The sequence below is a fragment of the Desertihabitans brevis genome, from assembly GCF_003327535.1.
Lineage (GTDB): Bacteria > Actinomycetota > Actinomycetes > Propionibacteriales > Propionibacteriaceae > Desertihabitans > Desertihabitans brevis.
On record NZ_QOUI01000002.1, the window covers coordinates 257426 to 281230 of the forward strand.

The following is a 23805-nucleotide window of genomic DNA, read 5'->3' on the forward strand; positions in this document are numbered from 1 at the left end:
ACCGGAACCAATGTGCGTTACGGTGCTGGGCAGTGCCACCGAGCCGACGGGAAGCAGGTGAGAGGCATGGACGCGCCGCCGCAGCGCCCGCGCTTCGACCCCGACCTGGTGCACCGCGCCGCCCGGATGTACTACCTCGACGAGGTGAACCAGGCCGAGATCGCCGCCGCCCTGCAGGTGTCGCGTCCCACCGTCAGCCGCCTGCTGGCCGAGGCCCGGCGCAGCGGCATGGTGCAGATCACCGTGCACCCGCCGCAGCAGCCCGAGGCCGGCCTGGCCGGGCGGCTGGCCACGGCGCTCGGGCTGCGGCGCGCCTGGGTGGTGCCCGCCGCCGGTGCGGACCTGGCTGGGCTGGTGCCGGCCGTCGGTGAGGCGCTGAGCTCCTGCGCCCTGCGGCCCGGTGACGTCCTGCTGGTCTCCTCGGGACGGACGCTGCACCAGCTCAGCGAGCACCGGCTGCCGTCGCTCACGGGGGTGGAGGTGGCTCCGACGTCCGGCGGGGTCGCCGAGCCGGAGGCCTGGCACCAGACCAACGAGATCGTGCGCCGTTGGGCCGAGCGGGTGGGCGGACGTCCGCACTTCCTCTTCGCCCAGGCCCGGCCCAGCCCCGCGATGCGCGCCACCCTGGAGGCCGATCCCGACTTCCGACGCACCACCGGTCTGTGGGATCGCGCCGCGGTGGCGCTGGTGGGGGTGGGGGCCCCGCTGGTGGGCCGCCGCTCGGTGTCGGCCTCGGTGCCGGTCGACGACCCGCGGCTGCGCGCCACCGTCGGTGACATCAGCCTCAACTTCTACGGCGCCGACGGCGCCGAGGCCGACTTCGAGGGCCGCGCGGACATGGTGCGGATCGGCACCGACCAGCTGCGGGCCGTCCCGTGCTCGATCGCCGTCGCGGTCGGCGCGGAGAAGGTGCACAGCGTCGTCGGTGGGGCCCGCGCCGGCCTGTTCAACCACCTCGTCACCGATGCCGCCACCGCCCGCCTCGTGGTCGCTGCGCTGCCACCCGACCTCCCCGACGACAGGAGCCCCGACGATGCCTGATCCAACCGCAGCCGACCCCGCGGCCGTCCCGACCGGCGTGGGCACGCCCCGGGTGACCGTCGTCACCGGCGCCGCCAGCGGCATCGGCCGCACGGTCGCCCAGACCTGCGCCGCCCGCGGCGACCGGGTGGTCGGGGTCGACCTGGCCGAGTCCGTGGTCGAGGTGGTGGCCGGGCTGCCCGGCACCGGCCACCTGCCGGTGGTGGCCGACCTCACCGTCGACGGACGGGCCGAGCAGGTCGTCGCCCGCGTCGTCGAGGAGGTCGGCACCCCGCAGGTGCTGGTCAACTCCGCCGGTGTGGTCCGGCTGGGCAAGGCGGTCGACCTGCCGGCCGGGCACTGGCACCAGACCCTGGACGTCAACCTCGGCGCCAGCTTCTTCATGGCCCAGGCGGTCGGGCGGCGGATGGTGGCCGCCGGCTACGGCCGGATCGTCAACCTCGCCTCCCAGGCCGCCGTGGTGGGTCTGGACGAGCACGTGGCCTACTGCGCCAGCAAGGCCGGCGTGCTGGGGATGACCCGGGCGCTGTCGCTGGAGTGGGCTCCGCACGGGGTGACGGTCAACGCGGTCTCCCCCACCGTGGTCGAGACGCCGCTGGGCCGGGAGGCCTGGGCCGGGGAGAAGGGTGAGGCCGCACGGCGGGCGATCCCGGTGGGGCGGTTCGCCCAGCCCTCGGAGGTGGCCGCGCTGATCGCCTTCCTCGCCAGCGACGAGGCGGCCATGATCACCGGCGAGAACGTGGTGATGGACGGCGGCTACACCACCGTCTGAGTCGCGGGGCCGGTCAGCCCGGCGGGCGCAGGTGCTCGAAGGCGGCCAGGTTGGCCGTCGGCTCCCCGCGGGCCAGCCGCCAGCGCCACTCCCGCTCGATGGCCGTGCGGAACCCGGTGCCGACGATGGTGTCGAAGGACTCGTCGGCGACCCGGGCGACCTCGCCCAGCAGCCGGTCCAGCTCGGCGGCGGTGACGACCTCCAGCGACAGCCGGCCGGTCAGGTGGATGTCGCCGTGGTGGTCCAGGCTGAACGCGACGCCGTAGCCGGACAGGTTGCGCTGCAGCAGCCAGCGGTGCACCTCGGCGGCGTGCTCGTCGGGCCGCCGGGCCACGAAGGCGCGCACCTGCAGGGTGTGGTCGGCCACCACCAGCGCGCACTCGGTGCTGAGCTTGTGCTCCCCGGGCAGGGTGACGGTGAACGTCCCGGGCGCGGTCTCGGCCCAGCGCAGCCCGCTGCCGTCGAGGTGGCCGCGCACCAGCGCGATGACCCGTTCCCGCACGCGGCCAGCATAGGGAGGACGCCGGTGGCATGATGCGGCGAGCACGTCGTCCCCCACCCGTCGGAAGGCCCGCCCGTGAGCGTCCTCACCCCCGTCCCCTCCGCCGATCCCGGCCGCCCCGGCGGGTTCCGGCGGGACGGGCAGCCGCACACGGTCGTGTCCGGGGCGCTGCACTACTTCCGCGTGCCCCATGCCCTGTGGGAGGACCGGCTGAGGCGGCTGCTGGCGCTGGGCTGCACCACGGTGGAGACGTACGTGGCGTGGAACTTCCACGCGCCGCGCGCCGACCGCGAGCCCGACTTCACCGGTGACCGCGACCTCGGCGCCTTCCTCGACCTCGCCGGCCGGCTGGGGCTGGACGTCCTGGTGCGGCCCGGGCCCTACATCTGCGCGGAGTGGGAGCTGGGCGGGCTGCCCGCCTGGCTGCTGGCCGACCCGCGGTTGCGCACCGGCGCCCGGGGCACCAACCTGCGCAGCTCCGACCCGGCGTGGCTGAAGCACGTGGACGCCTGGTTCGACGTGCTCATCCCGGTGGTGGCCGAACGCCAGGCCGCGCACGGCGGGCCGGTGGTGGGCGTCCAGGTGGAGAACGAGTACGGCAGCTTCGGCGACGACCGGGACTACCTGCAGCACCTCGCCGACGGGCTGCGCCGGCGCGGGATCACCGAGCTGCTGTTCACCTCCGACGGCCCGACGGCGCTGATGCTGCAGGGCGGCACCCTGCCCGACGTGCTCGCCACCGCGAACTTCGGCTCGCGCACCGAGGAGGCCTTCGCCACCCTGCTCGAGCACCGTCCCGGCACGCCGACGATGTGCCTGGAGTTCTGGAACGGCTGGTTCGACCACTGGGGTGCCGAGCACCACACCCGACCGGCCGAGGACGCCGCCGCCGAGCTGCGGACCATGCTGGAGGGTGGGCACTCGGTCAACCTCTACATGGCCCACGGCGGCACCAGCTTCGGCGTGTGGGCCGGCGCCAACGCCAGCCCCGAGGGCCGGCTGCAGCCGACCGTCACCAGCTACGACTACGACGCCGCCATCGCCGAGGACGGCACCTGCACGCCCAAGTTCTGGGCGTTCCGCGAGGTGGTCACCGCCGTCCTGGGCACCGAGCCGCCGCAGCCCCCGCCGCCGTCGCGCCGGCTGCCGGTGCAGACGGTCGAGGTGGAGGCGTCCGGGCTGGCCCTGGACACCGTGCTCGACGGGGTCGACCCGGTGCGCGGCGTCGCGCCGTCCTCGCTGGAGGACCTCGGGCTCCTGCACGGCGCCGTGCGCTACCGGACCACCGTCCGCGGCCCGGTGCGGGCGCCGCTGCGACTGCCCGGGGTGGGTGACCTGGCGCGCGTCCGCCTGCACACCCCCGACGGCGACCAGACCGGGCTGGTCTCCGAGCTGGACGTCGACCCCGCCTTCGGCACCGAGGTCGAGCTGGACGTCCCGGCCGGCGAGCACCGGCTGGACGTGGTGGTGAGCAGCCTCGGCCGGGTGAACTTCGGCCCGTTCCTGGGTGAGCGCAAGGGCCTGCGCAGCGCCCGCCTGGACCACCAGCACCTGTTCGGCTGGGAGCAGCGGGGCATCGACCTGACCGAGCAGCCGGAGCTGGACTGGTCCGCCGCCGGGGACGCGACAGGTCCCGGGTTCTTCCGGGCGGAGCTGACGGTGGACGAGCCGGCCGACGGCTTCCTCGCCCTGCCGGGGTGGCACCACGGCTACGTGTACCTCAACGGCTTCAACCTGGGCCGCTACTGGAACCCGGCCGGCCCCCAGCAGACCCTCTACGCCCCCGCGCCGCTGTGGCGCGCCGGCGCCAACGAGGTCGTCGTCTGCGAGCTGGTCGCCCCGGGGACACGGGTGGAGCTGGTCGCGGAGCCCGTGCTCGGCTGACGTTGGACAGCTCGGGGCGCTCGCCCTTCGACAGGCTCAGGGCGGTTGGGTCAGGTTGGGCGCCGAGGTGCGGCCGGGCAGGAACCCCCAGCGACAGCGGGCTGAGCCTGTCGAAGCCCGAGAGACGCCCTTCGACAGGCTCAGGGCGCTCGGAGGTAGCGGGGCGCGATGAGTGGTGGGTGGTTGCGGGGTCTTTCCAGCAGCGTGGCGTTCGGGCTGCGCGGTGACGAGGAGGACGGACGTGAACTGGACGCTCGAGGTGGTGGTGGTCCCGGTCAGCGACCTGGACCGGGCCGTGGGGTTCTACGCCGACCAGCTGGGCTTCGTGCTCGACCACGACGTCGAGGTCGGCCCCGGGCAGCGGATGGTGCAGCTGACCCCGCCCGGGTCGGGGTGCTCGGTCGTGCTGAGCAGCCCGGAGGCCTCGCAGATGCCGGCCGGCTCGCTCAAGGGCCTGCAGCTGGTGGTCCCCGACGTCCGTGCCGCCCGGGAGGAGCTGCTGGGCCGCGGGGTGGAGGTCGGTGACGTCCAGGTGCTCGGGGAGAACCCGTCGCCGCAGCCCGACCCGCTCGACAACATCGGCTTCCTCTTCTTCTCCGACCCCGACGGCAACGGCTGGGCGGTGCAGCAGATCTCCAGCCGCGGCTGAGCCCAGGATCGACCTCAGCGCCAGTCGCGGAGGAACTCCTCGAGCAGCGGCCCGGCCGAGCCGCTGCCGCTCTCGCCGTCCTCGACCAGGACGGCCACCGCCAGGTCGCCCTGCACCGCCACCATCCAGCCGTGGGTGCCCGGCTCCTCGTCCGGGCCGCCGCCGTGCTCGGCCGTGCCGGTCTTCGACAGCACCGGGTCACCCCCGAGGTCGCGCAGGAACCGGCCGCTGCCCTCGGTCGTGACCGCGCGCATCAGCTGCTGCAGGTCGGCCTGCTCCTGCTCGGTGAGCGGCTGCTCCACCTCCTCGGGGTTCTCCCCGCCGTCGACCACCAGCATCGGCGTCACCCGGTGCCCGGCCGACACCGACGCGGCGACCGTGGCCACCCCGAGGGCGTTGGTGGTGACCGTGCCCTGGCCGATCATCATCGCGGCCTGCTCGACGGGGTCGTCGCTGTCGGGCACGGTGCCGAGGGTGAAGGGGTAGCCCAGGTCGGCGTCGGTGTTGATGCCGAGACTCTTCGCCGCCGTCTGCAGACCCTCCGCACCCACCTGCTCCCACAGCCGGATGAAGGCGGTGTTGCAGGAGTGGGCGAACGCCTCCGCGAAGCTGATCTCGCCCAGCGCCGAGGACGGGTAGTCGTCGTAGTTCTCGAAGGTGCGCCCGTTCACAGTCACCGTCCGCGAGCAGCTCACGGTGTCGTCGGGCCGCACCCCGCTGCGCAGCAGGGCCAGCGCGGAGACGATCTTGAACGTCGATCCCGGCGGGTAGAGCCCCTCGGTGGCGTTGGAGAAGCCGCCGCCGGCCGGGCCGGAGGCCGCCGCCAGCACCTCGCCGGTGGACGGCTGGATCGCCACCAGGGCGGCCGGCGTCTTGACCTCGGTGAGCAGGCTGTCGGCCACCGACTGGGCGCGCTCGTCCAGGGTCAGCCGCAGCGGCGTCCCGTCGGTCGCCGGGACGGTGTGCAGCACCTCGTCCTCGGTGTCGGCGTCGGGGGCGCCGTCGGCGGGGTCGACGGGCTCGATGACGACCGCCGTCCCGGGCGTGCCGCGGAGCTGGTCGTCGTAGCGGGCCTGCAGGCCGGTCAACCCGGCGAAGTCGCCCGCGACCAGATCGCCCTCGGAGGCCTGGACGACCTCCTCGGTCGCCGGGCCGGCCACCCCGAGCACCGGTCCGGCGAACTCCCGGCTGGGCGCCAGCGGACGCTCGTCGGGCACCAGGCGGGCGCCGTCGATCTCCCCGGCCCCGGAGCGGATCTCCTCGATGGTCTCGGTCTCCGAGCCACGGACCACCAGGCCCTCGACGAAGGCCTGGTCACCGGCCGCCTCGACCCGCTCGACGAAGGCGTCGGCGTCGATGTCGAGCAGCTCGGCCAGCTCGCGGGCGGAGTCCTCCTGGCGTTCGGGGCGGACCTGGGTCTTGTCCAGACCGACCCGCTCGACCTCGCGCATCCGCACCAGCGGCTCGTCCCCGGCGCCGAGCACGTCGGCCCGGCGGGCGGGGACGCGGCGGGTGTCCAGCACCTCGCCGGGGTCGAGACCGGGGGCGAGCGCCGACGGCGTCCACACCACCTGCCAGTCGGTCTCGGCGTCCTTGACCAGCTCGACGTCGCGGGAGTAGGTCCACGGCTCGGCCTCGGGGACGGGGTGCCAGGTGTACTCCACCACCGCCCGGGTGCGGGTGCGGCCGCGGTCGACCTGCTCGCTGGGGGTGGCACGCACCGTCGGGCGCAGCCCGTCCAGCTGCTCCAGCACCTGCGGCAGCCGCTGCGCCTCGGCACGGGTCTCCGGCGTGACCGGCACCGCGGTCAGGTCGCCCCGCTGCAGCCCGTCGGCCAGCAGCGCCAGGGTCTCCTCCGGCGGCGTCCGGTCGGCCAGCAGGGAGCACCCGCTGAGCGACAGCCCGAGCGCCAGCAGACCCGCCAGCGCCGCCCGTCCCCGGTGTCCCGCCCGGCTCACCGGCGCTCCCGGATCTTCGGCAGGTGCTTGGTGAACTCCTCGCGGAACAGCGCCTGCAGCGCCTCGGACTGGATCGCCCCGTCGACCACCGGCAGCCGTCCGGCCGCGGCCCGCTGGCAGACCACCAGCCACGCCTCGCCCATGGCGAGGGTGAACCCGCTGGCCACCCCGGCACCGACCACACCGCCGACCAGGCTCCCGGCCCCGGGCACGAACTTCAGCAGGTTGGTCGCCAGCGCCCGACCGCCGGCGGTCGCCGCCGCGGAGGAGGCCAGTGCCAGCATCGCCGCCCGCTCGACCCGGATGCCGTAGATCTGGCTGATCCGCGCCATCATGCCGAGCTGGATCGGCACCAGCACGGCCGCGTCGCTGAACGGGATCGGGATGGCCGCCGCGCCCGCGGCAGCGCTCACCGCCGCGCCCACGTGGGCCTGGGCCAGCCGCGCCTTGCGGGCCGTGTCGATCTGCTGCGCCGCGGTGAGCGCTCCCTCGACACCTTCGGGAGCAGCTTGAAAGGTCGCCTCCAAGAGCTCCATCAAGCCGTGGGACGGCTGACCGGTGAACTGGTCCCTCAGGGCTTGGACGAGGAAGGGGTGGCCGGCCACGATGGGCAGCTCGCGGTCGGCGATCTGGTGCGCCAGCTCGACGGCGTCCGGGTGGTACTGCCCGTCGCGCATCGGCACCTGGGTGAGCACCACCACGACCGGCAGCCCGACCGAGTGCAGGTGCTGGATGAACTCGGCCTCGGAGTCCTCGAAGCGGCGGTCGAGCCCGCGCAGGCAGTACCAGGCGACGTGCACCTGCTCCGACAGCTCCTGCTTGCGCCCGGCCTTCATCATCTGGTCGACGTCGCGCAGCAGCGCCTTGTCGTCGCGGCCCAGCTCCAGGCCCTTGGTGTCGACCAGGCCGAGGAAGCCCTCGGTGTGCAGGTAGAGGTGGGAGCCCTGGGTGACCGGGCGGCCGATCCCGGTCTCGGCGACCTCCGAGCCGAAGATCGCGTTGATCAGCGTGGACTTGCCCACCCCGGTCTTGCCGAACAGCGCCAGGTTGAACCGGCCGAGCGCGAGCGCCTCCTCGGCGTACCGGCTGCGGAAGGACTCGGTGAAGAAGTCGCTGGCGGGCACGGTCGAGGAGTCTATGCGGGCCGCTGGCCCGCCGTGGCTGCCGCGCCGTAGAGGCTGAGCAGCCGGGCCACCTCGTCGGCGACGGCCTGGCGGGCCGGCGCCATCCACTTCCGCGGGTCGACCGGCGGGTTCTCCCCCTCCAGCACCCGGCGGACCGCCCCGGTCATCACCTGGTTGAGGTGGGTGGAGACGTTGATCTTGGTCATCCCGGCCGCGATCGCCGCCTGCATGCCGGCGTCGCTCACCCCCGAGGAGCCGTGCAGCACCAGCGGGACGTCCAGCCGGTCGGCCAGCGCGCCGATCAGCTCGACGTCGAGGACGGCGTCGCGGGTGGTCATGGCGTGGGAGGACCCGACGGCCACCGCGAGGAGGTCGACCCCGGTGGCCCCGACGAAGGCGGCCGCCTCCTCGGGGTCGGTGCGGGCGCCGGGGGCGTGCACGCCGTCCTTGCCGCCCACCTCGCCGAGCTCGGCCTCGACCACCACCCCGGCGTCGTGGCAGAAGCGCACCATCTCCGCGGTGGTGGCGACGTTGGCCTCGTAGTCCAGGTGGGAGCCGTCGTACATCACCGAGTGCACGCCGAGCTCGACCGCACGACGGATCAGGTCGGTGTCCTCGGCGTGGTCGAGGTGGACCACCACCGGCACCGACGCGCCCCGGGCGACGGCGAGGGTGGCGGCGAGCACCGGCTCGAGCGCGCCGTGGTACTTCACCGCGTTCTGGCTGATCTGCAGCACCACGGGTCGTCCGGCCCGCTCCGCGCCCTGCACCAGCGCGGTGGCGTGCTCGAGCTGGATGACGTTGAAGGCGCCGAGCCCGACGTGGTCGGCGGCGGCCTCACGGGCCAGGGTGCGCAAGTCGGTCACGGGGTCTCCTCCGGTTCGGTGGGTGCGTGGGCGGGCTCGGGCGCGGTGGGGCCGGAGCCGCTGACGGCGACCGAGCTGGCGCCGTGCCGGGCCAGGGCGGCGTCGGCGCTGCCCATGGCGCCGGCCCAGGAGCCGAGCTGGGCCGCCCGCAGCGGCGGCGGCCCGGAGAGCACCAGCCGGCGGCGCAGCCCCTCGGTGAGCGGTCCGAGGACGGCCTCGCCGGCCCGGCTGAGCCCGCCGCCGAGGACGACCGGCACCGGTCCCACCAGGCTCATCTGCACCGCGAGCACGTCGGCCAGGGTCTCCAGGGCCTCGGTGATCACCGCGCGGGCGTCGGGGTCGCCGGCGTCGGCGGCGGTGAACACGTCCAGGCTGCCGGTGGCCGGCCGGCCGCTGCGGGCCGACCAGCGGCGCGCGATCGCCGCGGCCGAGGAGATCCGCTCCATCAGCTCGAGCTCGCCGGTGGCCGGGTCGGGCACCAGTGCGTGCCCGGTCTCGCCGGCGTAGCCGCCGCTGACCACCGCCCGGCCGTCGAGGTAGAGCGCGGTGGCGATCCCGGTGCCGACCGCGACGAACATCACCGAGGACTCCCCGGCGGCCGCACCCCAGCGCAGCTCGGCCCGGCCACCCGCGCGGACGTCGTGGCCCAGCACCGCCGGACGCCCCAGCCTCCGGGCCAGGTCGTCGGCCAGCCGGGCGTCGCGCCAGCCCAGGTTCGTCGAGTGCACCGCCACCTGCCGGTCGTCGTCGACGATGCCGGGCACCGACAGCCCGACGGTGGGCACGCAGGCCAGTCCGGCGACCTGGGCCTCGAGCCCGGTGACCACCCCGGCCAGCACGTCCAGCAGGCCCTCGGCCCCCGCCGGGGTGGCGGTCTCGGAGCGGGCCAGCACGGTGCCGTCCTCGCGGCAGACCACCGCCTTCACCGCGGTGCCGCCGACGTCCAGCCCGATCGCGGCCCGGCTGCGGCGCAGGTGCAGCTCCGTCCAGCCCGGCTGCGGCACGCGGGCCACCTCCACCCACTCCCGCGGGTCCACCTCGGGGAAGGTGACGTCGCCGGCCGGATCGGCCTGCACCTCGGTGAGGCGCAGCTCGTCCAGCCAGGGCCACAGCAGCCGGTACACCTCACCGCCGCCGACCACGAACACCTCGCCGGGACGCTCCGCGGCCAGCGCGAGCGCCTGCTCGGGCCCCGCGGCGACCGCGACCCGGTCGGCGTGCCCGGGCGCCGGCGTCCAGCCGCTCCGGGTGAGCACGACGGTCTGCCGGCCGGGCAGCGGGCGCCCGATCGACTCGTACGTGCGGCGTCCCATCACCAGGGTGCCGCCGGTGGTCAGCTCCTTGAACCGGGCCTGCTCCCCGGGCAGGTGCCAGGGGATGTCCGGACCGTCGCCGATCACGCGGTTACGGGCGTAGGCCGCCACCCCGATCACCCTCGTCACGCTCAGACGGCGATCGGCGCCTTGATGGCGGGGTGGGGGTCGTAGCCCTCGACGCGGATCGAGTCGAGGGTGAAGCCGTCGAGGTCGCGGACGTCCGGGTCGAGCCACAGCGTCGGCAGCGGGCGCGGCTCGCGGGTGAGCTGCAGCTCGGCCTGCTCGACGTGGTTGAGGTAGAGGTGGGCGTCGCCCAGGGTGTGCACGAAGTCGCCGACCCGCAGCCCGGTCACCTGGGCCACCATCGCGGTGAGCAGGGCGTAGGAGGCGATGTTGAAGGGCACGCCGAGGAAGACGTCGCCGGAGCGCTGGTAGAGCTGGCAGCTGAGCCGTCCCGGCCCGTCGTCGGCGGGGGCGACGTAGAACTGGAACATCGTGTGGCAGGGCGGCAGCGCCATCTCGTCGAGCTGGGCGACGTTCCAGGCGCTGACCAGGTGCCGGCGGGAGTCGGGGTTGGTGCGGATCTGCTCCACCACCCGGGCCAGCTGGTCGACGGTGCCGCCGTCGGGGGTGGGCCAGCTGCGCCACTGGTAGCCGTAGACGGGCCCGAGCTCGCCGTCGGCGTCGGCCCACTCGTCCCAGATCGAGATCTTGTTCTCGTGCAGCCAGGCGACGTTGGTGTCCCCGCGCAGGAACCACAGCAGCTCGCCGAACACCGAGCGGGTGTGCACCTTCTTGGTGGTGACCAGCGGGAAGCCGGCGGAGAGGTCGAAGCGCATCTGGTGGCCGAACACGCTGCGGGTGCCGGTGCCGGTGCGGTCGGTCTTCACCACGCCCTCGTCGAGCACCCGCCGCAGCAGGTCGAGGTAGGCCCTCACTCCTCCTCCTCCGAGCTGGTCGCCTGCACCCCGAGCAGCCCGAGCAGCACCGGGACGGCCGCCCGCACCGCCTGACCGCGGTGGCTGAGGGTGTCCTTCTCCTCCGGGCTGAGCTGGGCGGAGGTGCGCGTGTGGCCCTGGGGCACGAACACCGGGTCGTAGCCGAAGCCGTTCTCCCCGGCCGGCGCGGTGGTCAGACGCCCCTCCCACTCCCGGCGCACCACCTCGGTGCGACCGTCGGGCAGCGCGATGGCGACCGCGCAGACGAAGCGGGCGGTGCGCCGGGCCTCCTCCACGTCCTCGACCTGGCGCAGCAGCAGCTCGAGGTTGTCGCGGTCGCTGGCCCCCGGCCCGGCCCAGCGGGCCGAGCGCACCCCCGGCATCCGGTTGAGCACGTCGACCTCCAGCCCGGAGTCGTCGGCCAGGCAGGCCAGCCCGGTGGCGGCCACCCCGGCGCGGGCCTTGATCAGCGCGTTGCCCTCGAAGGTGCTCTCGGTCTCGGCCGGCTCGGGGTAGGCCGGCAGGTCGGCCAGGCCGAGCACCTCCAGCCGGTCGCCGACCAGCCGGCGCAGCTCGGCCAGCTTGCCCGGGTTGCCGGTGGCCAGCACCACCCGCGCGGTCGTCCCCGAGGTCACCGCTCAGGCCTCCAGCGCGGCGCGCTGCCGCTCGGCCAGCCGGCCGCAGCCGACCACCGCGAGGTCGAGCAGGGCGTCCATCATGGCCCGGTCGAAGGGGCGTCCCTCGGCGGTGCCCTGCACCTCGATGAAGCGGCCCTCGCCGTCGGTGACGACGTTGAGGTCGACCTCCGCGGTGCTGTCCTCGGCGTAGTTCAGGTCGAGCGCCGGGCGTCCGTCGACGATGCCGACCGAGACCGCCTGGACCGAGCCGGTCAGCGGCTCACCGGCCAGCGCGCCGAGCCCGGAGAGGTGGGTGCAGGCGTCGTGCAGCGCGACCCAGGCGCCGGTGATGGCGGCGGTGCGGGTGCCGCCGTCGGCCTGCAGCACGTCGCAGTCGAGCTGGATGGTGTTCTCCCCCAGCGCCTTATAGTCGATGACGGCGCGCAGGCTCCGCCCGATCAGCCGGCTGATCTCTTGGGTGCGCCCGCCGATCCGGCCCTTGACCGACTCGCGGTCCGAGCGGGTGTGGGTGGCCCGCGGCAGCATCGCGTACTCGGCGGTCACCCAGCCGAGCCCGGTGCCGCGCCGCCAGCGCGGGACGCCCTCGCTGACGCTGGCCGCCACCAGCACCCGGGTGGCGCCGAACTCCACCAGCACCGACCCCTCGGCGTGGTCGAGCCAGCCACGGGTGATCCGCACCTCGCGCAGCTCGTCGGCGGCCCGTCCGTCGGCGCGGGTCGGCGGCTGGTCGGTGGCGGGTGAGGTCATGGCCGTGACCCTAGCGGAGGACGCTGACGGATCCGGCCGTCGCGTGCACGGTGAGCCCCGGCTCGGCGCGGAGCACGGGCTGGTCCCCGCCGGCCGCGCGCAGCGTCGCCTCGGCCTCGTCCCGGAAGGCCGCGGCGTCGAACCAGGGCGAGACGTGGGTGAGCACCAGCGCCCCCGCCCCGGCGTCCCGGGCCGCCTCGGCCGCCTCGACCGGGGTGAGGTGCACGCCGGGGGTGGCGGCCACACCGGTCGGGTGCCCGGCCTCGGCGAGCAGCAGGTCGGTGCCGCGGGCCAGGTCGACCAGCGCCGCGCAGGGAGCGGTGTCGCCGCTGAAGGTGAGGCTGGCGCCGCCGAGCTCGACCCGGACCGCGTAGGCCTCCACCGGGTGGTGCACGCGTGCGGTGCGGACAGTGAGGGGCCCGACCTGCTGCACCGGCTGCCAGGTGCGGGCCGGCCAGCGGGCGGCGAAGGCCCCGACGTCGGCCGGGTCGACCTCGTAGGCCCGTCCCAGCCGCTCCGACGTCCCGGCGGGGCCGTACAGCTCGACGTCGAAGGGGGCTCCGGGTGAGTAGTGCGCGGCGACGTGGAAGGAGCCGAAGTCCAGGCAGTGGTCGGCGTGCAGGTGGCTGAAGCCGATCGCGTCCGCCTCCGACGGGTCGACGACGCGGCACAGCGCCCCGAACGCGCCCGGGCCGAGGTCGAGCACCAGGCTGAACCGCCGGCCCTCGTGCGGGGCCTGCACCAGGTAGCAGGACGCCGGGGCGTCCGGCCCGGACGCCGAGCCGGTGCACCCGACGACGGTCAGCGTCAGACCCTCAGCTGAACTGGCGGACATCGCCCACCCACTCCCCCACCAGCCGGCGACCGATCCCGGCGAACGCGTCCGGCGACCCCGTGGTGATGAACTCGATGCGGGCCGGACGGAGGTCCCGACCAGGTCGGGGGGCGCCGGCGGCGGACCCACCGCGCAGCAGCCCCTCGCGGGTGAGTGTCGCGTAGGTGGCGGTCGCGCACTCCTCGGCGCTGGAGACCAGCGTGACCCCCGGCCCGAGCAGGTAGCTGATCACCCCGGTCAGCAGCGGGTAGTGCGTGCAGCCCAGCACCAGGGTGTCCACGTCGGCGGCGCGCACCGGGGCCAGGTACTCCTCGGCGGCGGCCATCAGCTCCGGCCCGCCGGTGACCCCGGCCTCGACGAACTCCACGAACCGCGGACAGGCCTGCACGGTGACCTCCACCGGAGCCACCCCGAGGGCGTCGGCGTAGGCGCCGGAGGAGGCGGTGGCCTCGGTGCAGATCACCCCCACCCGGCCGTTGCGGGTGGTCCGGGCGGCGCGCCGGGCGGCGGGCAGGATGACGTCGACCACGGGGACGTCGTAGCGCTGGCGGGCGTCGCGCAGCATCGCCGAGGACGCCGAGTTGCAGGCGATCACCAGCGCCTTCACCCCCTGCGCGGCCAGGTGGTCCAGGCACTCCAGGGCGTACTCACGGACGACGTCGATCGGCAGCGGGCCGTAGGGCGCGCGGGCGGTGTCACCGAGGTAGAGCAGCCGCTCACCGGGCAGCTGGTCGCTCATCGCCCGGGCCACCGTGAGCCCGCCGAACCCGGAGTCGAAGACGCCGATCGGGGCCTCGGGGTCGGGCCCGGAGTGCGGCACCGCTCCGTTCACAGGCTCTGCACCAGCGTCTCCTGGGCGAAGGCCAGCCACTCGTAGACGCCGTAGAGGAAGGCCCGCGGGTCGTCCTCGGGCAGCTCAGACAGCAGCTCCGCGCTCTCGGCGTCGGTGATCTGCAACCGGGTGGCGAGGCTGAGCCGGAGGTTGGTCAGCGTCTTCAGCCAGGCGTCGGCCTGGTCCAGGGGCACCTTGAGGTCGCGTCCGTCCCGGCAGGAGGCCAGCCCGTCCAGCACCACCTGGGCCGCGGCCAGCTTGGCGGCGCGGGCGTCCTGCTCGGTGAAGCGGCGGAAGTCGGAGGAGGCACGCGGGTCGTGCGGGTAGGCGTCGGGGAACAGCCGCTGCAGCACCGGGTCCTCCGGCACCTCGGGCTGGTCGGGGTGCTCGCGCAGATCGCGCTCCCAGAAGGCGAACGGGTCGTCGGGCTGCGCCGGCGCCGGGGTGGACTCCTCGACGCGTCGCCCGTGCTCGGTGATCAGCTCCACCAGCTGCTGCACCAGCGACTGCAGCAGCTGCACCTCCTCGGGCTCGAAGGAGGTGACGAGCTTCTTGCCCCGCCGCTCGAACCGCTTCACTCCGACCGGTCCAGGGTCGCCCACAGCCCGAAGTCGTGCATGGCGTTGACGTCACGCTCCATCGCCTCGCGGCTGCCGCTGGAGACCACCGCCTTGCCCTTGGTGTGGACCTCCATCATCAGCTTCTCCGCCTTCGCCCGCGGGTAGTGGAAGTACTGGGTGAAGACGTGCGCGACGTAGGACATCAGGTTGACCGGGTCGTCCCACACGATCGTCACCCACGGGGTCTGGGTGAGGCTGTCGGCGTCGGGACGTTCGACGACTGCTGTGCCGCCTGAGGGTGCGGCGGGAGCGCCACCGGGTGCGGACATGCGGCCCATTCTGGCGCACCGACCCCGGCCGTCCAACCGTTCGCGCCGGTTGCCACCCGGCGTCACCGGAGATGGGCAGCGGCCTCGCGACCCGGTGGCCGTGGGAAGGTGAGCGCGTGCTGACCACCGCGCTGCTCACCGACATGTACGAGCTGACCATGGTGCGCGCCGCCCGGGCCGCGGGGACCGCCGAGCGCCGTTCGGTGTTCGAGCTGTTCGCCCGCCGGCTGCCCGACGGCCGCCGCTACGGCGTGGTGGCCGGGGTGGGCCGGGCGCTGGAGGCGCTGGAGCGGTTCTGCTTCGACGACGAGGCGGTCGACTTCCTGCTCGGGCGCGGGGTGGTGGACGAGGGCACCGCGGAGTGGCTGCGCGGCTACCGCTTCACCGGCGACGTCTGGGGCTACCCCGAGGGCGAGGTGTACTTCCCCTACTCCCCGCTGCTGGTGGTGGAGGGCACCTTCGCCGAGGCGGTGGTGCTGGAGACGCTGCTGCTCAGCATCTACAACCACGACAGCGCGATCGCCTCGGCGGCCTCCCGGATGACGGTGGTCGCCGAGGACCGGCCCTGCATCGAGATGGGTTCACGCCGCACCCACGAGCGGGCGGCCGTCGCCTCGGCGCGCGCCGCCTACGTCGGCGGCTTCGCCTCCACCTCCAACCTCGAGGCCGGACGCCGCTGGGGCGTCCCGACCGTCGGCACCGCCGCCCACTCCTTCACCCTGCTGCACGACAGCGAGCGGGACGCCTTCGCCGCCCAGCTGGGCGCGCTCGGGGAGGACACCACCCTGCTGGTCGACACCTACGACGTCGAGGCGGCCATCCGCACCGGGGTGGAGCTGACCGGTGGACGGCTGGGAGCGGTCCGGCTCGACTCCGGCGACCTGCCGCTGGTGGCGCGCCGCACCCGGGAGCTGCTCGACTCCCTCGGCGCGACCCGGACCAAGATCGTCGTCACCTCCGACCTCGACGAGTGGACGATCGCCGCGCTGGCCGGGGCGCCGGTCGACGGCTACGGCGTCGGGACGTCCCTGGTCACCGGCAGCGGCCACCCCACCAGCGGGTTCGTCTACAAGCTGGTGGCCCGCAGCGCCGGCGGCCCGGACACCCCGCTGGAGCCGGTGGCGAAGAAGAGCCAGGACAAGATCTCGGTGGGCGGGCGGAAGTACGCGCTGCGCAGGCTCGACGAGCAGGGGGTCGCGGAGGCCGAGGTGATCGGAGTCGGACGGCGCAGCGAGGCCGACCGCAACGACCGGCAGCTGCTGGTGCCACTGGTCCGCGAGGGTGAGGTGGTCGGCGCCGAACCGCTGGCGGCGGCCCGGGAACGGCACCTGCGCAGCCGTGCCGAGCTGCCGCTGGACGCGCTGAAGATGTCGCGCGGGGAACCGGCGGTCGAGACGATCTGGGAGGGCCGCCCGTGAGCCAGGACCAGACGGCGACCACCGGCGGCCGGGCGCTGGTCGTGGTGGACGTGCAGAACGACTTCTGCGAGGGCGGCGCGCTCGGCGTGGAGGGCGGCAACAGCGTCGCCGCCGCGGTGGCCGCCCTGCTGGCCGGCGACCACGGCTACGACCTGGTCGTCGCCACCCGCGACCACCACATCGACCCGGGCTCGCACTTCTCCGACACCCCCGACTACGTCGACAGCTGGCCGCCGCACTGCGTGGTCGGCACCATCGGCGTCGAGCTGCACCCGGCGTTGGCCGGTTTCCCGTTCGCGGCGGTCTTCGACAAGGGCGAGTACAGCGCCGCCTACTCCGGGTTCGAGGGCCGCAGCGCCGAGGGCGAGACCCTGACGGAGTGGCTGACCACCCGCGGGGTCGCCGCGGTCGACGTCGTCGGGATCGCCACCGACTACTGCGTGCGGGCCACCGCCCTGGACGCCGCGGCCGCCGGCTTCGCCACCGGCGTCCGGCTCCCCCTCACCGCCGCCGTGCACCCCGACGGCGTGGCGCGGACGGCCGAGGAGCTCACCGACGCCGGGGTCGCGGTCCGCAGCAGCTGACCGCTGGCACGTCCGGCTGAGCAGCGCCCGGTCGCGGCGCTCGTGACCGCCGAGCGTCCGGACGAGGCTGGGGAGTGCCCGTTCGCAGCGCGCCTGTGCCGAGCCGTCCCAGCGTTCCTGACGGTCCGCCCACTGTGCCGGACCTTCCGTGTCGACCGTCCGCGCCACCTGAGTACCGCCCTCTCGTGTCGGGCGTCCCGTGTCGGCCGTCCGCGCCACCTGAGCACCGCCCTCTCGCGTCGCGCGTCTGGCGTCGACCGCCCGCGCCACCTGAGCACCGCCCACTCGCGTCGTGTGTTCTGCGCCGCTCACGCTGCTCTCCTGAGCACCGCCCGCTCGCGACAGCCCTCCGCGACCGGCGTCGAACTTTGAGCGCCCAGTCGCTCCGCACGGCCTGTGGATAACCCCGGGACCGACCGGCCGGGTGCTCCAGGCTGGCCGCATGACGAGCGAGCCCTTCGACCTCCGGCGACCGTTCCGGCGACGGGCCGGCCTCCGGGCCGGGTACACCGACCACCAGCTGCGCGGTCCGGCGTTCCGGCGGCTGTTCGTCGACTGCTTCGTGGCCGCTGGCGTCCCGCTCACGCCCAGCCTGCTGGCCAGGGCTGCGCTGCTGGTCCGGCCGGGCGCACGGTTCGCCTCGCACCACACGGCCGCCCTCCTGCTCGACGCGGCGGTACCCGCGTGCCCGGACGTCCACGTCGGCACCACCGGGACGGCGCAGTCCCGCCGCGGCGGCGTCGTGGAGCACCGCTACACACGCAGACCAGAGCTGGTGCGCCGCTACGGGGTGCTGGCCACGTCAGCGTCGCGGACCTTCCTCGACCTGGCTGCCTCGCTGAGCCTCGTCGAGCTGGTCGTCCTCGGCGACTCCCTGGTCCGGAAGGGCCACACCAGCCCGGGCGCCCTGGTCGAGGCCGCCACCTCCCACTCCGGCCGCGGCGCACGGCGTGCTCGGGAGGCCGCCCGGCTGGTGCGGAGCGGCGTCGACTCACCACGCGAGACCCAGACGCGGTTGCTGCTCGTCCTCGCCGGTCTGCCCGAGCCGGCCGTCGACGTCCGGATCCGCGACGACGACGGCGAGGTCGTCCGGCGCCTCGACCTGGCCTACGAGCACGTCCTGCTCGCGATCGAGTACGACGGCCGCCAGCACATCGAGCGGCAGCAGTCCTGGCGCGAGGACATCGGTCGGCGTGAGGAGCTGCAGAACACCGGCTGGCGCTTCGTCATCGTGGTGTCCGACGACCTCACGGCGGTTCCCGGCGCCACCCTCGCCCGGGTGGTGGCCGCCATGAGAGCAGCCGGGATGCGCGTGCCCCGGCTGCGCGACGACTGGATGCGCCACTTCCCCGGACGTCCCGCCCTCGCCGCCTGAGCACCGCCCGTTCGCGGCGCCGTTCAGCACCACAGCGCCGCATCGACCCGATGACCGCCCGCTGGGCGCGCTGCTCAGCGCCGCACGCAAGCACCGCCCACCCGACGCGCTCCTCAGCGTCGCAGGGTCTTGCCCCGGAGCACCGCCCACTCGCGGCGGCGGTCGGCCCCGCAGGGTCTCACCGGCGCGAGCATCGCCCACTCGGCGCACTCCTCGGCCCCGGAGCGGTCCGCCGGCCCGAGCAGCGCCCGATCGCGGCGCTGCTCAGCACCGCGCCGCCCCCGAGAGGACTGGATCAGTCGGCCAGCTCCTCGGCGATGTCGGGCACCACCGCGGCCCCGCGGTGGACGCACTGCCACAGGCAGCCCAGCACGGCGGCGAGGAAGACCGGGGTGCCGAACAGGTGGTCGCCGAGCACGGTGAACGGGGTGACGTCGGCGGGGCCGCCGAGCTGGCGTCCGAGGGCCACGAAGGCCAGCGAGGTCACCGCCAGCAGCGCGTAGCCCCAGAACAGCAGCACCCGCGCCGGCCGCGGGAAGGCGGGGGTGTCGGCGCGGGTCCAGGTCGCGTCGCTGAGCAGCCGCCAGACCAGGCCGAACAGGGTCAGCGCCAGCGCGGAGAAGCCGAGCAGCCAGCTGATCGGGTCGGCCAGCACCTGACGCAGCGCGAAGCAGGCCGACAGCGCCGCCATCAGCACGCACGCGGTGGCCCGCCGGCTGGTGAGCGAGCGGGTGAGGGCGAACCCGGCGAGCAGCAGCACCGCCACCAGCGCGACCGCGGCGGCCAGGCGGTCGCCGCTCCAGGAGACCGGCAGCGCCGCGAACAGCCCCGAGCTGTTGAGCATCACCGCGGCGAAGGCCACCAGCAGCGTGGGCCGCACCCGCTCCCCCGCCCCGGACCACGCCACGGCCAGCACCAGGCCCACCCCCGCCACCGCCAGCCGGGAGAAGGTCAGGGTGGGCAGGTCACCCAGCGGGGACCACCGGCCGAGACCCAGCCCCTCGGCCACCGGGCCCAGCGAGGCGGCCCAGCCGCCGAGCACCGTGACGACCGCCAGCGGGGTGAGCAGCCGCGGCCACTCCTCCACCAGGTCCTCCGGGCCGACCGGGTCGCCGCGCCGGCGCAGGGCCTGCATGGCGAGCAGCGCCAGCACCCCGACCGCCAGCGGCAGCGCGGAGAAGGCCACCGACAGCGGCTCCTGCAGCACCAGCCAGACCGCCCACGCCGCTGCCGCGACGACCACCGCGGACGCCGGCAGCACCCACCAGCGGCGCGGGGTCTCGGTGCGCACCACCGAGACGCCCCACGCGCCGGCCCGCACGGCGAGCTCGGCCAGCGCCGCCCCGCCGATGACGACCGCCGGCAGCGCCACCTGGGCCACCAGGGTGAACACGAGGTTGACCTGCAGCGCGCGGACGTCGGGGCCGATGCTGCGGATGCTCTGCTGCTGCAGCACCAGCGGCACCAGCACCCCCAGCGCCACCAGCCCGCCGACCCAGAGCACCTCCGGCCACGCGAAACGCCGTCGGCGGCGCACCAGCATCAGCACCGCCAGCCCGACCAGGGCGAGCAGGGCCGGCAGCAGCGCGGAGAGCCCGAGCCCCGGGAAGGCCAGCACGCCGATCAGGAGGCTCGGGACGGCGAACAGCAGGTAGGCGCCGGTGCGCAGCAGCCAGTGCGTGTGCAGGGCGGCGGTGACCAGCAGGATGAGGGCGAGCACGAGGACCAGCAGCAGCGGCGCCAGGCTCAGCTCGGGCAGCACCACCAGCCCGTCCGCCTCGGTGACCAGCGCCCCGGCGTCGCGGATCGGACGGGCCAGCAGCACCAGCATGCCGGCGACGAGGTAGCCCACCGCGGCGACGGCGGTGATCGCGGCCAACCCCGGCGGTCCGTCACGGACGTGCACCCGGCCGTCGCGGACCGGTTCCACCACCACCAGCCACACCCAGCCGACCACGATGGCCGTCAGCCGGCGCCACCAGGGACGTCCCGGCGGGGTCACGGGCCCACCCGGGTCAGGGTGCCGGCCGCGGTCAGCACCCACAGGCCGTCCTCGACGGCGCTCAGCCGGGCGGAGCCGCCCAGTCCGGCGAGGTCCACCGGCACCTCCGCCACCCGTTGCCCGTCCGGGGTGAGCACGTCCAGGCCGGCGGGCCGGGCCAGCACGAGGTGCCCGCCCGCCTCGAGCAGCGTCAGCGGCGCCTCCGGCTGGGACCAGCGGCTCTCGCCGGTGGCGGCGTCCAGGGCCTCCACACCGTCGGCGGTGCCGAGCACCACCAGCCCGGAGACGACGGCGACGGTGCGGACCGTGCTCGGTCCGGCGACCCGCCAGCGGGTCGTGCCGTCGCCGGCGTCGATGCCGTGCCGGTCGCCCTCGAGATCGGTCAGCACCACGAGGCCGGCATCGCAGCCCACCGTCTGGACCGGCTCCGGCGGCGTCCAGCGCCAGCGCTCGGCCCCGGTGGCGGCGTCGAAGGCGTGCAGCCCGGGGACGGCGTCGGCCGCCACCACGACGTCGCCGCACACCACCGGCGTCCCGGTGAGGTCGGAGTCGAGGGCGGCCCGCCAGCGCTCCGCACCGGTGGCGACGTCGAGCGCGGTGACGGTGCCGGAGAGGTCGGCGACCACCAACGTGGTGGCGTCCAGGGCCAGCGGTCCGGCCTGGCTGACGTCGTCGAGCCGGTGGGTCCACAGCCGGCGGCCGCGGTCGTCGTAGGCCACCAGCTCACGGGTGGTGGTGGCGGCCACCGTCACCTGCCCGAAGGTGCGTACCGCGGTCAGCACCCCGCCGGGGTGGGCGTACCAGAGCACCGGCGACCCCGGCGTGGCGGTGTCCAGCGCGACCAGGTCGCCGGCGGCGTCCAGCGCGAGCACCAGCCGCTCGGGGTCGGAGCCGGCCACCGGCGGCTGTGCCGAGGTCAGCACGGCCTCGGTCCCGTGCCGGAGCAGCGGGCGCTCCTCGGCCCGCCAGCGGCCCGGCTCCCAGCGGGGCGCGGGGTTGGCGGTGCCGAGGCCGGCGGACGGCCCGGGCGCTGCGGCCGGCGTCCAGCGGCGGCCGTCCCGCTCCCGGGCGACGACCCCGCGGCCGGGGCACCAGGTGTCGACCCCGGTCTCGGCCCGACCGGCCACCACCAGCTCCTGGCGGACGTCCAGGCAGCCCGCCTCGTCGGCGTCCTCGGCGGCCAGGTCGACGCGGTAGGACCCGATGTCGGCGCCGGACCCGTCGGAGACGGTGCCCTCGGCCGACCACCGCGACCCCGGCGCGACATCGGCGACCAGGGTGGGCAGCGGCGGGGAGAACACCCGGTCCCCGGCGGGCGAGACCTCCACCCAGGTCTCCAGACCGGCCTCGGTCACCGTCTGCAGCCGGTGCGTGGCGGCGGTGCGGCCGTCCTCCTCGTGCCGCTCGCTCTGCCGCACCCAGCGCTGGTCCGACAGCTCCCAGCCGAGGGCGAGCGCTCCGGACAGGAAGGCCTCCGGGGCGGAGGTCAGGGCGCCGGCGCCGGTCTGGTGGGCGGTCTCCACGTCCAGCCGGCTGCCGTCGGCGGCCGCCATCGTCGCGTACCCGCCGTCGACGGCGACCAGCCGGGCGGCAGCGTGCTCGAACCCCCGCGGCCGCGCCATCGCGGCGACGCTGAGCAGCGCCAGCACGAGCAGCAGGATGCCGGTGCCCACCCACGGGGTGACGGAGCGGCGCCTCGCGCCGGAAGTGCCCACGGCACGCAGCGTAGGGCCGGGACGGGCCGCCGCGGGGTGGGTCCGGGCCGGGTACAGCTAGCCGCCGTCGGAGCCGTCGAGGGCGGGCAGCCGGCGCGTGGTGACGATCTCGTGCGCGACCGCACTGAGCTTGCGGTTGCTGCTCTGGGAGACGCGGCGCAGGTAGGAGAAGGCGATGTCGGCGTCCACGTCGAGGCGTTCCATCACGATGCCCTGCGCCTGGCCGATGACGGTGCGGTTGGCCAGGGCGAGCTTGTGGTGGTGCAGCTCGCGGTCGGTCTGCACCACCACCGCGACCTGAGCGGCGAGCTCCTCGACGCTCAGCAGGGTCTCCCGGTCGTAGACGTCGGTGGTCGAGGAGTACAGGTTGAGCGCACCGAGGGAGTGCGTGGCCTCGTCGGTGTAGAGCAGCACCGACAGCATCGCCCGGACGCCGAGCTCCTGGACGGCCGCCGGGGCCCACCGCGGCCAGCGCCGCTCGGTGGTGAGGTCGTTGCTCACCACGGTGTGCTCCACCCGCAGTGCGTCCAGGCACGGGCCCTCGCCCAGGTCGTACTGCAGGGCGTCGCCGCGGCGGACCACGTCGCTGGTGGCGGCGTGCGTGGACAACCCGGTCCGCACCACCATGGTGACCCCGGCGTGGTCGACCCCCGGCACCAGCTCGGTGACCAGGTGCACGGCCGCGTCCAGGGTGGCCGGCTCGTCGGGCTGGCGGCCCAGCTGGCGGACGAAGTCAGAGCTCATCGGGGCACCTCCGTCCTCCAGCCCGCTGCTCCGGGACGAGGGCTCCGACGCGCACCGGACGCGCTCGACGACGGGACACACGACATGGCGACCTCCGACGTCCGGTGCGCTGCGGGCATGACGGGATACCAGCGGGCCGCGCTCTGACCTGCGCTCAACCTAGACAGGACGAAGCCGGGTCCGCAACGGGTTCCCGGTCAGCGCCGCCGGACCACCTGCGTCCGGGCGAGCAGGTCGTGCAGGGCCTGCTTGCGCGGGTTGGTCAGCGGCAGGATGACGTCGACCACCGTCACGACGAACATCCAGGTGGCCGTGGTCGGCAGCACCCAGGTCGCGGCCCGCACCAGGACGGTGCGCCACGGCAGCCGCCCGGTGGCGGTGCCCCGGTCGACCGGGACCACCCGCAGGCCCGTGATGAGCTTGCCGGGGGTGGCGCCGCGGAAGCGGAGGAACAGCGTGTGCCAGGCCATCCCGACCCCCAGCGACACCAGGGCCAGCCCGAGCTGGTCGGCCACGGTGTAGAAGGCGGTCGGGTCCGGCTGAGGGGGCGGCGGGGCGCCGATCCGGGCGGCCTCGAGGCTCCGGTCGAGGTAGTCGGTGAAGACGCCCCAGAAGGTCTGCAGGAACGGCAGGCTGAGCGGGATGGTGAGCAGCCCGGTCATGATCGAGTCGAGGACGACGGCCAGCGCCCGCCACCACCAGCCGGCCAGCGGGACGCCGTCGGCCGTGGTCGCGCCGCCCGCCGGGCCGCTCCCGCTGCGGACGGGCGCCACGGGTGCCTGCCGTTCGCGGACGTCCCGGCTCCACTGCCAGCCGTCCCACCACCGCTCACGGCGCTGGTCGACCGGGTCGGGGTACCACCCGCCGGGTGCTGCGTGCCGTCCGGGCGGGGGCTGCGGGCTGCCGACGGGGATCTCGCTCACCCGGACATCGTAGTGAGACCCGACCCCGGCTGCCGGGGTCGTGCGGGCCCCGG

General features: G+C 75.0%; 23 protein-coding genes. 7 read left to right on the top strand and 16 right to left on the bottom strand.

All coding sequences use genetic code 11. The features are described from left to right. The first annotated feature begins 66 nt into the window (after window positions 1-66). Both DT076_RS04540 and DT076_RS04545 read left to right on the top strand, forming a co-directional pair. Window positions 67-1041 carry a sugar-binding transcriptional regulator gene (locus tag DT076_RS04540; protein ID WP_114125453.1) on the top strand — a complete coding sequence of 325 codons (975 nt, stop codon included), beginning with the start codon at window positions 67-69 and terminating at the stop codon, window positions 1039-1041. Continuing rightward, window positions 1034-1813: a GolD/DthD family dehydrogenase gene (locus DT076_RS04545; protein WP_114125454.1), complete on the top strand. Its 780-nt coding sequence runs from the start codon at window positions 1034-1036 to the stop codon at window positions 1811-1813. Before DT076_RS04540 ends, DT076_RS04545 begins: the two co-directional genes overlap by 8 nt. Window positions 1814-1826: 13 nt before the next feature. On the opposite strand, the gene DT076_RS04550 is transcribed toward DT076_RS04545, so the two are convergent. Continuing rightward, on the bottom strand, window positions 1827-2315 hold the full coding sequence (locus DT076_RS04550; RefSeq protein ID WP_114125455.1) for a type III secretion system chaperone family protein: 489 nt from the start codon (window positions 2313-2315) through the stop codon (window positions 1827-1829). A gap of 75 nt (window positions 2316-2390) precedes the next feature. Here DT076_RS04550 and DT076_RS04555 point away from each other — a divergent pair, with 75 nt between their 5' ends. Together DT076_RS04555 and DT076_RS04560 are read left to right on the top strand one after the other, a co-directional pair. Continuing rightward, entirely contained in the window at window positions 2391-4199 is a 1809-nt protein-coding gene (locus DT076_RS04555; protein ID WP_114125456.1) for a glycoside hydrolase family 35 protein, read from the top strand. A 241-nt stretch (window positions 4200-4440) separates the two neighbouring features. After that, on the top strand, window positions 4441-4848 hold the full coding sequence (locus DT076_RS04560) for a VOC family protein (protein ID WP_114125457.1): 408 nt from the start codon (window positions 4441-4443) through the stop codon (window positions 4846-4848). Between the two features lie 14 nt (window positions 4849-4862). Here the strand turns inward: DT076_RS04560 and DT076_RS04565 are convergent, their stop codons facing one another. The 11 genes from DT076_RS04565 to clpS are packed head-to-tail and all read right to left on the bottom strand — an operon-like array spanning window position 4863 to window position 14991. Beyond that, entirely contained in the window at window positions 4863-6806 is a 1944-nt protein-coding gene (locus tag DT076_RS04565; RefSeq protein WP_199538963.1) for a penicillin-binding transpeptidase domain-containing protein, read from the bottom strand. Beyond that, the gene (locus tag DT076_RS04570; RefSeq protein WP_114125458.1) at window positions 6803-7930 is read right to left on the bottom strand and encodes a GTPase family protein; all 1128 of its coding nucleotides are present in this window, start codon (window positions 7928-7930) and stop codon (window positions 6803-6805) included. Before DT076_RS04570 ends, DT076_RS04565 begins: the two co-directional genes overlap by 4 nt. 11 nt (window positions 7931-7941) lie before the next feature. Beyond that, window positions 7942-8796 (bottom strand): class II fructose-bisphosphate aldolase, encoded by an 855-nt coding sequence (locus DT076_RS04575; RefSeq protein ID WP_114125459.1) that lies wholly within the window; start codon window positions 8794-8796, stop codon window positions 7942-7944. Next, window positions 8793-10238, bottom strand: a complete 1446-nt coding sequence (locus tag DT076_RS04580; RefSeq protein ID WP_158548039.1) for a dihydrofolate reductase — start codon at window positions 10236-10238, stop codon at window positions 8793-8795. Before DT076_RS04580 ends, DT076_RS04575 begins: the two co-directional genes overlap by 4 nt. 2 nt (window positions 10239-10240) lie before the next feature. Next, window positions 10241-11050 carry a thymidylate synthase gene (locus tag DT076_RS04585; RefSeq protein ID WP_114125461.1) on the bottom strand — a complete coding sequence of 270 codons (810 nt, stop codon included), beginning with the start codon at window positions 11048-11050 and terminating at the stop codon, window positions 10241-10243. Beyond that, on the bottom strand, window positions 11047-11685 hold the full coding sequence (gene rdgB, locus DT076_RS04590; protein ID WP_114125462.1) for an RdgB/HAM1 family non-canonical purine NTP pyrophosphatase: 639 nt from the start codon (window positions 11683-11685) through the stop codon (window positions 11047-11049). Before rdgB ends, DT076_RS04585 begins: the two co-directional genes overlap by 4 nt. A gap of 3 nt (window positions 11686-11688) precedes the next feature. Further along, window positions 11689-12435: a ribonuclease PH gene (gene rph, locus DT076_RS04595; RefSeq protein WP_114125463.1), complete on the bottom strand. Its 747-nt coding sequence runs from the start codon at window positions 12433-12435 to the stop codon at window positions 11689-11691. Between the two features lie 10 nt (window positions 12436-12445). Then, entirely contained in the window at window positions 12446-13270 is an 825-nt protein-coding gene (locus DT076_RS04600; RefSeq protein WP_114125464.1) for an MBL fold metallo-hydrolase, read from the bottom strand. Continuing rightward, the gene (murI, locus tag DT076_RS04605; protein ID WP_233493635.1) at window positions 13251-14102 is read right to left on the bottom strand and encodes a glutamate racemase; all 852 of its coding nucleotides are present in this window, start codon (window positions 14100-14102) and stop codon (window positions 13251-13253) included. Before murI ends, DT076_RS04600 begins: the two co-directional genes overlap by 20 nt. Then, entirely contained in the window at window positions 14099-14680 is a 582-nt protein-coding gene (locus DT076_RS04610; RefSeq protein WP_158548040.1) for a DUF2017 domain-containing protein, read from the bottom strand. Before DT076_RS04610 ends, murI begins: the two co-directional genes overlap by 4 nt. Beyond that, a complete protein-coding gene (clpS, locus tag DT076_RS04615; RefSeq protein WP_114125663.1) occupies window positions 14677-14991 on the bottom strand; it encodes an ATP-dependent Clp protease adapter ClpS in 315 nt (104 codons plus the stop codon). Before clpS ends, DT076_RS04610 begins: the two co-directional genes overlap by 4 nt. Before the next feature lie 119 nt (window positions 14992-15110). On the opposite strand from clpS, the gene DT076_RS04620 reads away from it, so the two are divergent. The 3 genes from DT076_RS04620 (at window position 15111) to DT076_RS04630 (ending at window position 18368) form a co-directional block, all read left to right on the top strand. Continuing rightward, window positions 15111-16409 carry a nicotinate phosphoribosyltransferase gene (locus tag DT076_RS04620; protein ID WP_114125662.1) on the top strand — a complete coding sequence of 433 codons (1299 nt, stop codon included), beginning with the start codon at window positions 15111-15113 and terminating at the stop codon, window positions 16407-16409. Then, window positions 16406-16993, top strand: a complete 588-nt coding sequence (locus tag DT076_RS04625) for an isochorismatase family protein (protein ID WP_114125466.1) — start codon at window positions 16406-16408, stop codon at window positions 16991-16993. Before DT076_RS04620 ends, DT076_RS04625 begins: the two co-directional genes overlap by 4 nt. 442 nt (window positions 16994-17435) lie before the next feature. Beyond that, complete coding sequence (locus DT076_RS04630) at window positions 17436-18368, top strand: hypothetical protein (protein ID WP_114125467.1); 933 nt, start codon at window positions 17436-17438, stop codon at window positions 18366-18368. 295 nt (window positions 18369-18663) lie between these two features. Here the strand turns inward: DT076_RS04630 and DT076_RS04635 are convergent, their stop codons facing one another. The 4 genes from DT076_RS04635 to DT076_RS04650 form a co-directional block, all read right to left on the bottom strand. Continuing rightward, a complete protein-coding gene (locus tag DT076_RS04635) occupies window positions 18664-20370 on the bottom strand; it encodes a hypothetical protein (RefSeq protein ID WP_147264051.1) in 1707 nt (568 codons plus the stop codon). Then, the gene (locus DT076_RS04640) at window positions 20367-22085 is read right to left on the bottom strand and encodes an outer membrane protein assembly factor BamB family protein (RefSeq protein WP_147264052.1); all 1719 of its coding nucleotides are present in this window, start codon (window positions 22083-22085) and stop codon (window positions 20367-20369) included. The genes DT076_RS04635 and DT076_RS04640 overlap by 4 nt, the downstream gene beginning before the upstream one ends. Window positions 22086-22142: 57 nt before the next feature. Beyond that, window positions 22143-22829, bottom strand: coding sequence for a GAF and ANTAR domain-containing protein (locus tag DT076_RS04645; RefSeq protein ID WP_114125470.1), 687 nt, complete (start codon window positions 22827-22829; stop codon window positions 22143-22145). A gap of 197 nt (window positions 22830-23026) precedes the next feature. Continuing rightward, a complete protein-coding gene (locus tag DT076_RS04650) occupies window positions 23027-23752 on the bottom strand; it encodes an RDD family protein (protein ID WP_114125471.1) in 726 nt (241 codons plus the stop codon). Window positions 23753-23805 lie beyond the last annotated feature (53 nt).

Coding starts and splice junctions, on each gene's coding strand:
- DT076_RS04645 (WP_114125470.1), bottom strand. CDS start 22,829: ATGAGCTCTGACTTCGTCCGCCAGCTGGGCCGCCAGCCCGACGAGCCG.
- rph (WP_114125463.1), bottom strand. CDS start 12,435: ATGACCTCACCCGCCACCGACCAGCCGCCGACCCGCGCCGACGGACGG.
- DT076_RS04630 (WP_114125467.1), top strand. CDS start 17,436: ATGACGAGCGAGCCCTTCGACCTCCGGCGACCGTTCCGGCGACGGGCC.
- DT076_RS04540 (WP_114125453.1), top strand. CDS start 67: ATGGACGCGCCGCCGCAGCGCCCGCGCTTCGACCCCGACCTGGTGCAC.
- DT076_RS04600 (WP_114125464.1), bottom strand. CDS start 13,270: ATGTCCGCCAGTTCAGCTGAGGGTCTGACGCTGACCGTCGTCGGGTGC.
- DT076_RS04545 (WP_114125454.1), top strand. CDS start 1,034: ATGCCTGATCCAACCGCAGCCGACCCCGCGGCCGTCCCGACCGGCGTG.
- clpS (WP_114125663.1), bottom strand. CDS start 14,991: ATGTCCGCACCCGGTGGCGCTCCCGCCGCACCCTCAGGCGGCACAGCA.